General features: G+C 63.7%; 15 protein-coding genes. 4 read left to right on the top strand and 11 right to left on the bottom strand.

Going from position 1 to position 13867, the window contains the following annotated elements; genetic code table 11:
* Positions 1-42 precede the first annotated feature (42 nt).
* Positions 43-1272, bottom strand: coding sequence for an MFS transporter (locus P9254_RS06925; protein ID WP_176477688.1), 1230 nt, complete (start codon positions 1270-1272; stop codon positions 43-45).
* 130 nt (positions 1273-1402) lie between these two features.
* On the opposite strand from P9254_RS06925, the gene P9254_RS06920 reads away from it, so the two are divergent.
* Positions 1403-2287 (top strand): AraC family transcriptional regulator, encoded by an 885-nt coding sequence (locus P9254_RS06920; RefSeq protein ID WP_278054527.1) that lies wholly within the window; start codon positions 1403-1405, stop codon positions 2285-2287.
* Here P9254_RS06920 and P9254_RS06915 read toward each other — a convergent pair.
* The 6 genes from P9254_RS06915 to lgt form a co-directional block, all read right to left on the bottom strand.
* Positions 2284-3219: a ribose-phosphate pyrophosphokinase gene (locus tag P9254_RS06915; protein ID WP_066994382.1), complete on the bottom strand. Its 936-nt coding sequence runs from the start codon at positions 3217-3219 to the stop codon at positions 2284-2286. The genes P9254_RS06920 and P9254_RS06915 overlap by 4 nt on opposite strands.
* Before the next feature lie 163 nt (positions 3220-3382).
* Positions 3383-3997: a hypothetical protein gene (locus P9254_RS06910; RefSeq protein WP_095823262.1), complete on the bottom strand. Its 615-nt coding sequence runs from the start codon at positions 3995-3997 to the stop codon at positions 3383-3385.
* Positions 3998-4052: 55 nt separating this feature from the next.
* On the bottom strand, positions 4053-5204 hold the full coding sequence (locus P9254_RS06905) for a M24 family metallopeptidase (RefSeq protein ID WP_067326575.1): 1152 nt from the start codon (positions 5202-5204) through the stop codon (positions 4053-4055).
* The gene (pgeF, locus tag P9254_RS06900) at positions 5204-5992 is read right to left on the bottom strand and encodes a peptidoglycan editing factor PgeF (protein ID WP_095823261.1); all 789 of its coding nucleotides are present in this window, start codon (positions 5990-5992) and stop codon (positions 5204-5206) included. The genes P9254_RS06905 and pgeF overlap by 1 nt, the downstream gene beginning before the upstream one ends.
* A 106-nt stretch (positions 5993-6098) precedes the next feature.
* Positions 6099-7166 carry a class I SAM-dependent methyltransferase gene (locus tag P9254_RS06895; RefSeq protein ID WP_278054525.1) on the bottom strand — a complete coding sequence of 356 codons (1068 nt, stop codon included), beginning with the start codon at positions 7164-7166 and terminating at the stop codon, positions 6099-6101.
* Positions 7163-8017 carry a prolipoprotein diacylglyceryl transferase gene (gene lgt / locus P9254_RS06890; RefSeq protein ID WP_278054524.1) on the bottom strand — a complete coding sequence of 285 codons (855 nt, stop codon included), beginning with the start codon at positions 8015-8017 and terminating at the stop codon, positions 7163-7165. Before lgt ends, P9254_RS06895 begins: the two co-directional genes overlap by 4 nt.
* Positions 8018-8149: 132 nt before the next feature.
* Between lgt and P9254_RS06885 the strand changes: the two genes are divergently transcribed.
* From P9254_RS06885 to P9254_RS06875, 3 genes are all read left to right on the top strand, one after another.
* Positions 8150-8452 (top strand): accessory factor UbiK family protein, encoded by a 303-nt coding sequence (locus P9254_RS06885; RefSeq protein ID WP_066994397.1) that lies wholly within the window; start codon positions 8150-8152, stop codon positions 8450-8452.
* A 321-nt stretch (positions 8453-8773) separates the two neighbouring features.
* Positions 8774-9274: a YbjN domain-containing protein gene (locus P9254_RS06880; protein WP_066994911.1), complete on the top strand. Its 501-nt coding sequence runs from the start codon at positions 8774-8776 to the stop codon at positions 9272-9274.
* An 18-nt stretch (positions 9275-9292) separates the two neighbouring features.
* A complete protein-coding gene (locus P9254_RS06875; RefSeq protein WP_066994400.1) occupies positions 9293-9652 on the top strand; it encodes a tRNA-binding protein in 360 nt (119 codons plus the stop codon).
* Here the strand turns inward: P9254_RS06875 and P9254_RS06870 are convergent.
* From P9254_RS06870 to P9254_RS06855, 4 genes are read right to left on the bottom strand one after another with little or no spacing between them, the layout of a single operon-like run.
* The gene (locus P9254_RS06870; protein WP_442920297.1) at positions 9644-10873 is read right to left on the bottom strand and encodes a glycosyltransferase family 4 protein; all 1230 of its coding nucleotides are present in this window, start codon (positions 10871-10873) and stop codon (positions 9644-9646) included. The genes P9254_RS06875 and P9254_RS06870 overlap by 9 nt on opposite strands.
* A gap of 38 nt (positions 10874-10911) precedes the next feature.
* Positions 10912-12327 (bottom strand): ATP-binding protein, encoded by a 1416-nt coding sequence (locus P9254_RS06865; RefSeq protein WP_082953957.1) that lies wholly within the window; start codon positions 12325-12327, stop codon positions 10912-10914.
* A gap of 51 nt (positions 12328-12378) precedes the next feature.
* Positions 12379-13098 carry a response regulator gene (locus P9254_RS06860; protein WP_059188911.1) on the bottom strand — a complete coding sequence of 240 codons (720 nt, stop codon included), beginning with the start codon at positions 13096-13098 and terminating at the stop codon, positions 12379-12381.
* Positions 13085-13618 carry a MarR family winged helix-turn-helix transcriptional regulator gene (locus tag P9254_RS06855; protein ID WP_095777371.1) on the bottom strand — a complete coding sequence of 178 codons (534 nt, stop codon included), beginning with the start codon at positions 13616-13618 and terminating at the stop codon, positions 13085-13087. Before P9254_RS06855 ends, P9254_RS06860 begins: the two co-directional genes overlap by 14 nt.
* Positions 13619-13867: the final 249 nt, after the last annotated feature.

Genomic DNA, 13867 nt, shown 5'->3' with positions numbered 1-13867 from the left:
GGCGGGTGCTTTGCTCTGTGGAGCTCGTTCCGAGTAGCCGGCTCAGGCTTTCCTGGCCTCCTTCATGTTCGGCAGGAACACGGTCAGCAGGCCGAGGAAGGGCAGGTACGAGCAAACGTGGTAGACGAAGTCGATGCCTTTCATGTCGGCGATGACGCCGAGCACGGCCGCGGCGATGCCGCCCATGCCGAAGGCGAAGCCGAAGAAGATGCCGGCGATCATGCCGACGCGGCCGGGAACCAGTTCCTGCGCGAAAACGACGATGTTGGAGAAGGCCGACGACAGGATCAGGCCGATCACAACGGTAAGCACCATCGTCCATTCCAGATTGGCGTAAGGCAGCGCCAGCGTGAAGGGCAGAACGCCGACGATCGAGAACCAGATCATCGCCTTCTGTCCGTAGCGGTCGCCGAACGGGCCGCCGAGCAGGATGCCAAGCGCCGAGGCGCCGAGGAACAGGAAGAGCATCACCTGCGACATCTGCACCGAGACGCCGAACTTATGGATGGCGTAGAAGGTGTAGTAGCTGGACAGCGAGGCGATATAGGCGTTCTTGCTCAACACCAGCAGCGTCAGCACCGCCAGTGCCCCCATGACCTTTTTGCGTGGGAAGGGCGAGACGTGAGCCGCCGGCTTGCGGCTGGCCATTGAGGCGCGCAGCCGGCTGTACCAGCCGCCAACCTGCCACAGCACGACGATGCCGATCAGCGAGCCGACGGCGAACCAGGAAATGCTCGTCTGGCCGAAAGGCACGACGATGAAGGCGGCGAGCAGCGGGCCCATCGCCTGGCCGAAATTGCCTCCGACCTGGAACAGCGATTGCGCGAGACCGAAGCGGCCGCCCGAGGCGAAGCGGGCGATGCGCGAGGATTCCGGATGGAAGATCGCCGAGCCGATACCGATCAGCGAGGCGCCGATCAGGAGCAGCCAGTAATGGCCGGCATGCGCGAGCACCACCAGCCCGACCAGTGACGAGGCCATGCCCCAAGGCAAGGAATAGGGCATCGGCCGCTTGTCGGTGATCATGCCGATCACAGGCTGCAGCAGCGAGGCCGTCACCTGGAAAGTGAACGTAAGAAGGCCGATCTGCCAGAAATCGAGACCGTAATTCTCTTTGAGCAGCGGATAGATCGCCGAAAGCAGCGACTGCATGATGTCGTTGACGCAGTGGCAGAAGCTCACCGCAAGAATGACGGTGAAGGCCGTCGCTTGCGCCGAGGTGTGGCTTGCCGGCGCTGGGGTGGCGACGGCGGTGGCGGTCGTATCGGTCAAGGCAATGCTCCGGGTCTTTTTGGCGGCGAACCGCAGCCAGCCAGCTTTTTGGCCGCTTGTCTTATAATCGGCTTGAATGGCGACTTCTTTCGTGGTTTGGTCCAATAGTTTCGCAAATGGGCCACATCGAATGCCGCATGGCCGGGAAATCTTCAGGGGCGATGCCGCCGAGCTCGGCCGGCTGCATGAAAGCCGCTGGCAATGGCTGGAGCAGGCGGTCGGGCCGGCGGTCGCGCTGCCGACCGAATATCCCGACGGCTACCACGTGCCGCGGCACCGCCACAGCCGCAGCCAGTTGCTGCATGCGCTTGTCGGCGTCGTGCTGGTGACGACCAGGCACGGTCGCTGGATGGTGCCGCCCGACCATGCGATGTGGATACCGGCCGGCATCGAGCATTCGGTCGAGATGCTGGGCGACGTCTCGATGCGCTCGGTTTATGTGGTGCCGGATGCAATTCCCGGCCTGCCGGAGGGCTTACGTGTCGTCGGCATTACCGAGCTGATGCACAGTCTGATCGTGGAATCGGAGAAGCTGCCTCAGGGCGGCGAGCTCGAAGGACGCGCCGGGCTGATCATGGGGCTCTTGCTGCATGAGATACCGAACCTGCCGGAGCGGCCGCTCGGCCTGCCTCTTCCGTCGGATCCGAAGCTCGCGGCGCTCTGCCGGCGCTTTGTCGCGGCGCCCTCGCCACATGCGACGATCGACGAATGGGCGGATGCCGCTGGCATGAGCCGGCGCTCCTTCACACGCGCCTTCCACCGCCAGACCGGGCTGTCGCTTTCCACTTGGCGCCAGCAGGCCTGCCTGTTCGCGGCGCTGCCGAGGCTCGCCGACGGCGAACCCATCACCAGGGTGGCGCTCGATCTTGGCTATGACAGCGTGCCGGCGTTCATCACCATGTTCAAGCGCATGCTCGGCAACTCGCCGCGCGGCTATATGCGCGGCGCGCGCGAGTCAGGCGAGGGGCCAAAGCGATCAAGCGGCCCGGTTCAAGCCAGCAGCGCCGCGGCTTAGTCGAACAGGCTTGAGACCGATTCTTCTGTCGCCGTGCGCGAGATCGCCTCGCCCATCAGGTCGGCGATCGAGATGACGCGGATGTTGGGCGCGTCGAGCACGGCCTGGCTCGGCTGGATGGAATCGGTGATCACCAGTTCCTGCAGTTTCGAGCCACTGATGCGGGCAACCGCGCCGCCCGAGAGCACGCCATGGGTGATGTAGGCAGTGACGCTGGTCGCGCCGTTGGCGAGCAAGGCATCGGCCGCGTTGCAGAGCGTGCCGCCGGAATCGACGATGTCGTCAATCAAGAGGCAATCCTTGCCGGCGACGGCGCCGATGATGTTCATCACCTCGGATTCGCCGGGCCGCTCGCGGCGCTTGTCGACGATGGCGAGCTGCGCATCGAAGCGTTTTGCAAGCGCGCGCGCCCGCACTACGCCGCCGATGTCGGGCGATACGACGACGACATTGCCGAGCTGCTTGTATTTCGCCTTCACGTCGCGGGCCATCACCGGCACCGAGAACAGATTGTCGGTCGGAATGTCGAAGAAGCCCTGGATCTGGCCGGCGTGGAGGTCGAGCGTCAGCACGCGATCGGCGCCGGCGCGGGTGATCATGTTGGCGACGAGCTTGGCCGAAATCGGCGTGCGGCCTGAGGCGCGGCGGTCCTGCCTGGCGTAGCCGAAATAGGGAATGACCGCCGTGATGCGCCTTGCCGAGGAGCGCATGAAGGCGTCCATCATGATGAGCAGCTCCATCAGATGGTCGTTGGTCGGATAGGAGGTCGACTGCAGGATGAAGACATCCTCGCCGCGCACGTTCTCCTGGATCTCGACGAAGATCTCCTGATCGGCGAAGCGCCTGACGCTGGCCTTCCCCAGCGGGATGTTGAGATAGCGAGCGACCGCTTCGGCCAGCACCCTGTTGGAATTGCCCGCAAAAAGCTTCATGCACCGTTCCTGGTGAAGGATGGAGAGACCGGACAGACTCTCATGAGCCTTTATGCCGGGCTTTTAGCGGCCCGCGCCGGTATTGCAAGCCTCGTGATCGGGAATCGTTCGACAAGGCGCAACAAAGGCCGGCTGGATCGCAAGCCGGCAACAGGTTGGTCGATCAACCGGCGCCGTCGCCGCCGAGCCACGCGGTGAACTGGTCGATCGTCTGGTCGGCGATGGCCTGCATGGTCGCCGGCGCTACTGCCGGCCAGCCTTCGCCACTGCCGACCGAGGCCGCTTTCTGCTGGCCATTGATGCGATGCAGGCGGTTGCCCGACGGATCGTAGATGTCCCAGACATAGATGACCGTGGTGTCCTTGCCTTCGGACATCGTCGAAAAATATCCCTTCAGCACATGCGTCGCCGTCTGGTCGGTGCTGCCGACAAGGGTCACGCCGCGCTGCCTGGCGCGCGTCTGCAATTCCGCCGTCAAGGGTGCTGCGGCCTCCACCGAGGCGCCGACGATCGGCGCTACCTGCAGCCGGGTCTTGGCGATGGCGGCGGCCTGAGCCGGCGTGGCAGGCGTTGAAGCCGCCGCGGTCGCTGTGGGCGCGGGCGCGGTGGTCGTTGTTGGCGATGCGGTGGCCGACGTGCCCTGGGTGGCCGGCAGAGCCTGGGCCGAACCCGCCGGCGGCTTGACGGCAGAAGGATCGAGGACGTCCTTGGCGTTGGTGCAGGCGGCCAGCGCCAGCGCCGCAAGCAATGACACGGTCGTCACCTGCGATCGTCTCATTTGCCCGACAACTCCCTGGTGGCGAACGCCCCCGCGTGAACCAACCATTATGGATTCACTGCACGATCAAGTCGAGATCATGGCGCGAGAGCGGCTTCGGCGCCGATTCCGTGGTAAGATAGGTGCGGCCGAGCGTCATCGCCGTATCGGTTTCCGAATCCATGATGATCATATGCGCGAACAGCGTCATGCTGGGCGCGATCGGCTCCGGATTGCCCTGGTAGAACATCGGCATGTCCATCCAGGACGGCGTGAAGCGGGCGCCGAGCGAATAGCCGCAGGCGTTCAGCCGGTGCTTGGTCAGATTATGCGCCTCGAGCGTGCGGGCATGCGCGTCGAAGACGTCGCCGAAGGAATTGCCCGGCGTCATCGCCTTCTCGACGGCAAGCAGAGCCGCGCGGGCGGCATCGAACAGTTCCTGGTGGCGCTTCGAGATCTTCCCGGTCAAAACGGTGCGCATCATCGCCGCGTGATAGTGATGGAAGACGCCCGCCCATTCGAGCGTCAGCTGGTCGTTCTTGGTGAGCTTGCGGCGGCCGGCCTTGTAGCGGCAGAGCAGGGCATCGGCGCCGGAGCCGATGATGAATTCGTTGGCGGGATAGTCGCCGCCGCCGGCAAAAACTGCTCCTTGCATGGCGGCCAGGATCAGCGCCTCGTCGCCGCCCTGCTTGATCAGCGGCAGCGCGGCATCGAGCGCATCGTCGGCGAGGCTTGCGGCTTTTTCGGCCTTGGCGATCTCGGCCGGACTCTTGAAGAGACGCAGCCGGCCGACGATTCCGGAAGCATCGGCGATCTGGCCGAAGGTCTGCAACTGCTCGTCCACGCGACGGCCATTGTAGGCCGTGAGGCCGTGCGTGTCGTATTCCACGCCGATGCGGGCGCCAAGCAGATCGAGATCGTTGAGCAGGTTGCGCAGGTCGATCGCGGGATTGGCGCCATCACGATCGGTCCACAATACGATATTCTCGATGGTCGAGGTGTTTCGCGCCTGCCTCAAATCGGCCGAGCGGGTGAGCAGCACCATCGAGCCGTCGCCCTTCACCACCAGGCACTGGAAGAAGCAGAAGCCGAAAGTGTCGTAGCCGGTCAGCCAGTACATGCTCTCCTGCGCGAACAAAAGCACGGCGTCGAGCTTCTTCTCGGCCATCTCGATCAGCAGCCGGTCGCGCCGCGCGTCGAATTCCGAACGTTCGAAATGCAGCGCCATTACTCTTTCTCCAGAACGATTGCCGAGACCTGCCGCCCGTAATCCGCTTCCTTGCGGTGGGTGGTGCGGCGGTAGGAATAGAAAAGGTGTTCTTCCGCGTAAGTGCAGCGGCCGAGCCCGTCGGCGGTCACGCCGGCCTTGCGCAACCGGTCGACCGTATATTGGTTGAGGTCGAACATCGAGTGGCCAGGGTTCTGCGACGACTTGAAGTAGCGTTGATTGCCGGCGTCGGCTTCGATGAAGCGAGCGACGAATTCCGGTCCCACCTCGTAATTGTCGGGTCCGATGGAAGGGCCGAGCACGGCGACGATGCGATCGCGGCGCGCGCCGAGCCCTTCCATCGCGGCTACGGTGTTTTCGAGCACGCCGGTGAGGGCGCCTTTCCAGCCGGCATGGGCCGCGCCGATGACGCGCGCCTCCGCGTCGGCGAACAGCACCGGTCCGCAATCGGCCGTCGAGGCGCCGACAGCGATGCCCGGCCGGTCGGTGACGATGGCGTCTGCCTTGGGGCGAGCGCCGGCAAAAGGCTCCTTGGCAATGACGACATCGGGAGAATGGACCTGGTGCGCGGTGAGGAGATGATCCGCCGGCACGCCCATCCAGTAGGCAACGCGGCGGCGGTTCTCGGCAACCAGCGTCTGATCATCGCCGGAGCCCGTGCCGATGTTGAGGCCTTGATAGATGCCGCCGGAGACGCCGCCGATGCGGGTGAAATAGCCGTGGCGTATGCCTGGCGCCTTCGCAAGCAGCGGCGAGCGTACTGGATCGGGTCTGGTGTGATTCAGCATGGAAGGGTTTGTTGTCCGCGTGGGCGATTTCGTCAAGGTGGAGTTCGGGTGGGGTATGTGGCTCGGGCAAGTGGCGGGGCCAGCTTGCACGGGTTGCCCGCCGATGTCAGCCAGTTTTCGCGGCTGGCAGGATCTTCATCACCTTGAACAGCTCGCCCATCGCATCGGGGCCGGCAAGGCGCTTGACCGCCTCGGAAATCGCCTGACGCGCGACATCATCGGCCAGGGCGCCCAGCGCGCCGGCGCGCTCGAGCAAGCCCATGCCGAGCAGGAATTCGCTCTGCGTGGTCAGTTCCGCCTGGAGGCCGTGCTCCCGGACGGCTGCAGCCAACGCGGCGAAATCGACATGAGCGGTAAGATCGGCCCCGCCGGGATTGGCCAGCACGTCTTCGTGATCGTGCCTGCGCACAGCCTGCAATGTGTCGCCGAAGCCCGGCTCAAGATGGCCGTAGTCGATGAACAGCCCGGCGCTGCCATGGCCGGCGATACGCTCGGCAATCGCTGCCATCAGCGCGGCGCGGGCCGGCGCCACCTCGACGATGGCGCCTTGCAGAGCATCGGCCGCGCCGGCCGGCAGCAGCGCCGGGTCGACGGAACCCGCGCCGGCGAAGAAATGAAGATTGTCTTTCTCGTCGAGCCCGACCATGCGCTCGCGCCAGCCGGCGCCGACATAGACGAACTGGCGGATCGGCACGGCGTCGAAGAGTTCATTGCCGACGATGAAGAGCGGCTGCTGCGGCAGCGTGTCGATGGTTTGGTGCCAGCTCAGGGCGGGGCTCTGGCCGGCAAGCGTCTCTTGCTGGATTTCGGCCAGGCGCGGACTGGTCTCGATCATGGCGAAGGAAGCCTCGGCGGCAAGCGCCGGATCGAGGCGGGACCAGGTGCGCAGCATGTCCTTCATCAGCGTGCCGCGACCGGGGCCGATTTCGGCGAAGGTGGCTGGCAGCGGACGCCCGCCGCCTTGCCAGGCCTGGTAGAGCCAGACGGCGACAAGCTCGCCGAACATCTGGCTGATCTCCGGCGCGGTGACGAAGTCGCCGGCGGCGCCGAAGGGCTCGCGCGTCGTATAATAGCCGTCCTCAGGGTCGAACAGGCAGAGCGCCATGTATTCGCTGACCGGGATCGGCCCCACCGCGCCGATCAGGCCGATGATGCGCTCCTTCAGCCCGGTCATGCCGGCTGCGTCTGCGTCGTCGGCTTTGCGGTGGCCATGGCCCAGATGCCGGCGAGCACCATCGGCGAGGACAGGACCATGCCCATGGTCAGCCAGTTGGTGCCGAGCAGATAACCGAGCTGCTGGTCAGGCTCGCGGAAGAACTCGACGAAGATGCGAGACAGGCCGTAGCCGCAGATGAAGGCGCCGCCGACGAAGCGCGGTGTCTTCAGCTTCAGCCGCGAGTGGGTGAGAAAGCGCAGCACCAGGAAGAGCACAAGACCTTCCAGCAGCGCCTCGTAGAGCTGGCTGGGATGCCGGGTGAATGGGCCGCCATTGGGGAATTCGATCGCCCAGGGCACGTCCGACGGACGGCCCCAGAGCTCCGAATTGATGAAATTGGCCACACGCACCAGCCCAAGGCCGACCGGCACGCCGGCCGAGACGACGTCAAACAGCGTCCAGGTATGAATGCCGCGCTTGAGCGAAAAGAGGGTCATGGCGAGGATCACGCCGAGCAGTCCGCCATGGAACGACATGCCGCCCTGCCAGACCGCCAAGGTGTCGAGCGGATGCGCGATATAGCGTGGAAGGTCGTAGAAGAGGACGTAGCCGGTGCGCCCGCCGAGCACCACGCCGATCGCCGCCCAGACGATGAAATCGTCAAGATCCTCGGGCTTCGTCGGCAGCTTGCCGTCCGGCCAAAGGCTGGCATTGCTGACCAGGCGCTTGGCGTACCACCAGGCGAACAGAATGCCGACGATGTAGCCGACGCCATACCAATGCACCGCCAGCGGCCCGATATGGACGATAACCGGGTCGATATTGGGGAAGGGCAGGGAGGCCAGCGGCAGCAGGAAATATTCGCTCAAACTGGGTCGCTCCGGTTGCGGTCGTCTATCGGGCGCGGACCATGCGGCAGGGTTTTGGCGGGGTCAAGGCACGCTTCGCTTGCAATCCGTGCCGCGCGCCACTACGTCAAAATAATCAAGCGAGGATTTGCCATGTCGACCGGAACGAACCGCATTCTCGATGAATTCGCCAAGCTGATGACCGATGCCGCGGGGGCAGCCCAAGGCGTCAGGCGCGAGATGGAGACGGCTTTTCGCAGCCAGGCCGAGCGCCTGCTCAACTCCATGGATGTGGTGAAACGCGAGGAGTTCGAGGCTGCGCGCGAGATGGCCGTCAAGGCAAGAGAAGACAACATCCAGCTTGCGGTGCGCGTCGAAGCGCTCGAGGCCAAGCTCGCCGAATTGACCGGGCAAGCCGCACCTGCGGCTGCGGCGAAGCCCAGATCAAAAAAATAATCGTAAACTTTTCCACAAAGCACGATCCGAAAAATCGCTTTGCCGTGAATCGCTTACCGGCATTGCATGAATCTTTTTGACAGCGCCTTTCCACATGCGAATGACGCAGTGCGAAAAATTGGGCTGTTCACGCGACTCCCGATCAATAGACTGAATTTGTTGCATGATTCGAAGCAGGGTCATGCGCCGGGCGGTGGGGTCCGGTTGGGGTCTTTGCGTTTGGAAAGTCCTGGCCGTCCGAGTTCTAGACAAGATTGTTCGTTGTGCGTGCCCTCTCTCGCGGAGCGTGTGGCGGCGCTCTCAGAACGACAGGAAGCATTCATGGAACTCCTCGAACTCGAATTCTCCCGCGAAATCCACCCGGTGGACGTCATCGAGCAGGTGGCCCACAACAATGACTGGTCCTTCGAACGCGCCGGCGACGACGAGATCTCGATTTCGGTGACAGGCAGCTGGACCGACTATCATGTCTCCTTCTCCTGGATGGAAGATTTCGAGGCGCTGCACCTGGCCTGCGCGTTCGACATCAAGGTGCCGGAAACGCGCGCGCTCGAAGTGATGCGGCTCCTGTCGCTGATCAACGAACAGATGCTGTTTGGCCATTTCGACCTGTGGGAGCAGGAGGGCGCGATCATGTTCCGGCAATCGCTGCTGCTTGCCGGCGGGGTCGAGCCGTCGAGCCAGCAGGTCGAGGTGCTTCTGTCATCGGCGTTAGAGGCCTGCGAATGCTATTTCCAGGCCTTCCAATTCGTCGTCTGGTCGGGTACGTCGGCCAAGGACGCGCTGTCCAGCGTGCTCTTTGAAACCCATGGAAGCGCCTGAGCGAAGCCAATACCGCCGATGAGTTCCAGCAGCGAGCGCAAGCCCGAGATCAGCTTTGCCGATTTCGATCGTGTCGACATCCGTGCCGGCACGATCGTCGAGGCTGAGCCCTTTCCGGAGGCGCGCAAGCCGGCATTCAAGCTGAAGATCGATTTCGGCCCGGCGATCGGCGTGAAGAAGTCGTCGGCGCAGATCACCAAATATTATGCGCCGGAGACGCTGATCGGCCGGCAGGTCTTCGCGGTGGTCAATTTCCCGCCGCGCCAGATCGGCCCGTTCATGTCGGAAGTGCTGACGCTTGGCTTTCCGGACGAGGAGGGCGCCGTCGTGCTCGGCGCCATCGAGCGCAAAGTGCCGGACGGCGGGCGTCTATTCTAGAACCAGCCTGGGCCGGCCTGACGTCACCGCGTTCTGATCGGCGCGCTTGCGCGGCATTCCCAGCGCTTCTTCGACAACGTCGAGGAACATGTCGGCGCATGACTTCCAGCTGTAGCGCAGTGCGCGCTGGCGCGCCTCCGCGTGGTCAATGTGAAGCGCCTTGAGCGCCGCCTCGCGCAAATCCTCGGATACGGCCCCACCGACGCCGTCGCCGACGATGTCGATCGGTCCGGTCACCGGATAGGCGGCCACCGGCGTGCCGCTGGCCAGAGCCTCGATGATGACGTTGCCGAAGGTGTCGGTGCGGCTCGGAAAGACGAAGACGTCAGCCGAAGCGTAGATTTCCGCCAGTTCGTCGTTCGGGCGATGGCCGAGGAAATGCGCGTTCGGATAGCGGGCGCTGAGCTTTGCCAGTTCCGGCCCTTCGCCGACCACCACCTTGCTGCCGGGGAGATCGAGATCGAGGAAGGCGGTCAGGTTCTTTTCGATCGCGACACGGCCGACGCAGAGGAAGATGGGGCGGGGAAAGCTGGTGTCCTTGCGTTTGTCCGGCCGGAAATGATCGGTGTCGACGCCGCGAGTCCAGGGCCTCAGCTTATCGAAGCCGCGCGAGGCAAGGTCGTCCGCCAACGATTGCGTGGCGACCAGCGTGCCCTGTCCGGAATTGTGGAAGTCGCGCAGCCAGTTATAGGCCCACCTCTCCGGCACCGGCAGGCGGGCGCTGAGATATTCGGGAAAACGCGTGTGGTAGCTGGTGGTAAAGGGACGGCCGGCCTTGCGGCAGTAGCGGCGCGCCATGATGCCGAGCGGCCCTTCGGTGACAATGTGGATGTGGTCGGCCTTTCCCGCTTCGATCAGCCGCGCGACATGACTGGGGGTTGTCAAGGCGAGCCGAATGTCCGGGTAGGTCGGCAGCGGCAAGGTGCGGAAGATGTTCGGCGTCAGAAAATCGACCTGGACTTCGAAGGATTTCAGCGTTTCGGTAAGCCGCTCCAGCGTGTGAACCACGCCGTTGACCTGCGGTCGCCATGCATCGGTGACCATCAGGATTCGCATGGCGACCCTTCGCACGGATTCTTGGGCGCGCCGGCACGATGGCGGAACGGCAGCCAGGCTGCAGCTCGCGCTTCGCTCCAGCGCACCCGGGCGGGTGCGGGATCGAAGCGGGGCGGCATGGCCGAATCGATAAAGGTCGCGCGCTTCATGCGCGCTCTTGACCATGATTTCATGACGGGGGGATGAAGGCCGTCTTTGTCCGACTAAGCCGGCACCTTGATCACGGCTCGCAAACCGCCCAGCGGGCTGTCTTCAAGCATGATGTCGCCGCCATGGGTTCGGGCGATGTCGCGGGCGATCGACAGACCAAGGCCGGTGCCGCTGGCATCGAGATTGCGCGCTTCGTCGAGCCGCAGGAATGGCTTGAACACTTCTTCGCGCTTGTCCGGCGCGATGCCGGGACCGTCATCGTCGATGGTGACGGTCAGCGAGCCGCGGCCGTGATTGGCATGGACCTCGACCGTCTTGGCATATCGGAAGGCATTGCCGATGACATTGGACATCAGCCTGGCAAAGGCGTTCGGCCGCACATGCACGGTCGGATCGCCGGTCAGTGTCGTCGACAGCTTGCATTTGCGCAGTTGCGCTTCCTCGCCAAGCTTCTGGAAATAGGCATCGAGATCGAAGCGGCCGGTGTCTTCCGCCGCCTCGCCGCGGGCAAAGGAGAGATAGCCCTCCAGCATCGACTGCATGTCGTCGATGTCCTGGTTCAGCGCGGCCTTGGTCTCGGCCTTGCCGCCGGCCAGGGCCAGCTGCAGCTTGAAGCGGGTCAGAATGGTCCTGAGATCATGGCTGACGCCGGTCAGCATGGCGGTGCGCTGCTCGATCTGGCGCTCGATGCGCTCGCGCATCTGGATGAAGGCGAAGCCGGCGCGGCGCACTTCCTCCGCGCCGCGCGGACGGAAATCGCGCGGCATCGGCCGGCCCTTGCCGAAGCTCTCGGCGGCTTCGGCCAATGTCAGGATCGGCCTTATTTGATTGCGCAGGAAGGGGATGGCGATCATCAAGAGCACCAGCGAGGTGCCGACCATCCAGATCAGGAAGATATGGGTGTTTGAGGCATAAGCCTGGCTGCGACGCACGAAGACGCGCAGGACCTTGCCTTCGAGCTGGACGCGGACCTCGACGACATTGGAGTTGCCGACCGTGTCGATCCAGAAGGGACGGTTGATCTGCCGAGTAATCTCCGACGACAGGGCCGTGTCGAGGATTGAGAAGAACGGCTTCGGTCCGGGGGCCGGCAGGGGATCGGGCGGCAGCAGATCCACTTTCAGCTGCATACGGTCTTGGGCGATGCGAATGATGTTGGCGTAATCGGCGTCGTGGGGATAGGTCTCCATCATGTCGATGATGGCAGCGATGTCTGCGATCGTCGCCTGCGACAGGCGTTGGGTAACTGTCTGCCAGTGGCGCTCCATGAAGACGAAGGCAACGACCGACTGCAAAAGGATCATCGGCGCGATGACGATGATCAGGGAGCGGGCATAAAGCCGCTTCGGCATGTAGAGCGCGACCAGGCGCCAGAACCGGTTCCAGGCGCGCGGCATCGCCCTCAGCGTGCGCAAAGCGAGATCGCCGAGGCTCCCGGTCTTGGGCTTTTCCAGTTGCGTGGTCGCCATTCGCCCTTCCGCTCGTAGACGGCCATTCAGCCAAGGCCGTCTGCGAGCATGTTATTCCACGCTGAGCCGATACCCAATACCGCGCACGGTCTGCAGCCACACCGGATTTGACGGATCGCGCTCGATCTTGCGGCGCAGCCGGTTGATCTGGACATCGATGGTCCGCTCGCCGACATCCGATTCGTCGCCGACGAGCTCGTGCCGCGGTATGGTTTCGCCCGCCCGGGCGGCGAAGATCGCCAGGATTTCCTGCTCGCGGTCGGTCAGCTTCAGCGCCTCGCCGCCACGCTTCAGTTCGCGCTTGGCGATCTGGAACGTGTAGGGGCCGAAGACGAGCTGCTCGACTTTCGGCGTCGCCGCCGGGCCGCCGCGGCGCAGGATGTTGTTGATGCGCAGGATGAGCTCGCGCGGATCGAAGGGCTTCGGCAGATAGTCGTCAGCGCCGGCCTCGAGCCCGGTGATACGACTGTCGGTTTCCGACAGCGCCGTCAGCATCAGGATCGGCACGTTCTTCTCGGCCCGCAGCGCCTTGGTGAGGTCGACGCCGGTTTCGCCGGGCATCATGACGTCAAGCACGAGCAGGTCGAAATCCAGCCCTGCGAGCTTGCGCCGGGCCTCGCCGGAGTTGCCGGCGACGGTGACGCGAAAACCGTTCTCGGACAAATATTGCTTGAGCAGATTGCGAATGCGGGTGTCATCGTCGACCACCAGCAGATGCGGCGCATCATCGCCGGGCGCTGCCGGATGATCAACCTTCTCAGTGGTCTCCATTTTTCTTCCCCGATGTTTGCGCAGGCACAATGTCGATCTGCGCTCTAAGTTCCGGATTGACCATCGCCTCGAGGAATCTCTCGATCGAGGCGCGCTCGGCGGTCCCGGAATCCTCCAATGCAGCACGGATGCGGCGCGACTGTGGCCGTGCCAGCGCCAGTGCCAGCGCGCGGCCCTTGGCAGTCGGATAGAGCTCGCGCTGCCGGCGGTCGCGCAACCCTTGCACCTGGACAATATGGTCCGTGTCGATCAGCTGCTTCAACACCCGCGCCAGGCTCTGCTTGGTGATCTTCAGCACGTCGAGCAGCTCGGCAACCGTCAGTCCGGGCCTGCGGTTGACGAAATGCAGGACGCGGTGATGGGCACGGCCGAAGCCGTAATCGGCAAGGATCTGGTCGGGATCGGAGGTGAAGTCGCGATAGGCGAAGAAAAACAGCTCGATGATGGCAAAGTCGATGCCGTCCTCGTCGGTGATCGCCGTCCTGATCGGTTTTCCGGCTGCGGGGCTTCGTTCCGTCATCATTTCTCCATGCCAAGCGGGAATTACGTCAGTACTGTTGACGTAATTTCCCGCAAATGATAATTTTTGACAAGCTTTTCGGCGGATTGCGAACGAAAAGGCAAGCGGAAGCCGTTTTTCCGGAACTTCCTAAGTTTGCCAGGGATTGAATATCCGCCTACGCTTCCAGACACAGGCTCGCGGTTTCGGACCCAGTAGCAGGGCCGACACAAAAGGCCATAAGACACAACGATTGGCGGGCGCCTGCCC

It is taken from the genome of Mesorhizobium sp. WSM4983 (assembly GCF_029625765.1).
In the GTDB taxonomy this organism is placed as follows: Bacteria; Pseudomonadota; Alphaproteobacteria; order Rhizobiales; family Rhizobiaceae; genus Mesorhizobium.
Note: the sequence above shows the minus strand (reverse complement) of the source record. Positions and strands in the feature narration are given on the sequence as shown.

Coding starts and splice junctions, on each gene's coding strand:
- P9254_RS06855 (WP_095777371.1), bottom strand. CDS start 13,618: ATGACGGAACGAAGCCCCGCAGCCGGAAAACCGATCAGGACGGCGATC.
- P9254_RS06895 (WP_278054525.1), bottom strand. CDS start 7,166: ATGACCGGGCTGAAGGAGCGCATCATCGGCCTGATCGGCGCGGTGGGG.
- P9254_RS06915 (WP_066994382.1), bottom strand. CDS start 3,219: ATGAAGCTTTTTGCGGGCAATTCCAACAGGGTGCTGGCCGAAGCGGTC.
- P9254_RS06865 (WP_082953957.1), bottom strand. CDS start 12,327: ATGGCGACCACGCAACTGGAAAAGCCCAAGACCGGGAGCCTCGGCGAT.
- P9254_RS06910 (WP_095823262.1), bottom strand. CDS start 3,997: ATGAGACGATCGCAGGTGACGACCGTGTCATTGCTTGCGGCGCTGGCG.
- P9254_RS06870 (WP_442920297.1), bottom strand. CDS start 10,873: ATGGTCAAGAGCGCGCATGAAGCGCGCGACCTTTATCGATTCGGCCAT.
- P9254_RS06875 (WP_066994400.1), top strand. CDS start 9,293: ATGAGTTCCAGCAGCGAGCGCAAGCCCGAGATCAGCTTTGCCGATTTC.
- pgeF (WP_095823261.1), bottom strand. CDS start 5,992: ATGCTGAATCACACCAGACCCGATCCAGTACGCTCGCCGCTGCTTGCG.
- P9254_RS06885 (WP_066994397.1), top strand. CDS start 8,150: ATGTCGACCGGAACGAACCGCATTCTCGATGAATTCGCCAAGCTGATG.
- P9254_RS06880 (WP_066994911.1), top strand. CDS start 8,774: ATGGAACTCCTCGAACTCGAATTCTCCCGCGAAATCCACCCGGTGGAC.
- P9254_RS06905 (WP_067326575.1), bottom strand. CDS start 5,204: ATGGCGCTGCATTTCGAACGTTCGGAATTCGACGCGCGGCGCGACCGG.
- P9254_RS06860 (WP_059188911.1), bottom strand. CDS start 13,098: ATGGAGACCACTGAGAAGGTTGATCATCCGGCAGCGCCCGGCGATGAT.
- P9254_RS06920 (WP_278054527.1), top strand. CDS start 1,403: ATGCCGCATGGCCGGGAAATCTTCAGGGGCGATGCCGCCGAGCTCGGC.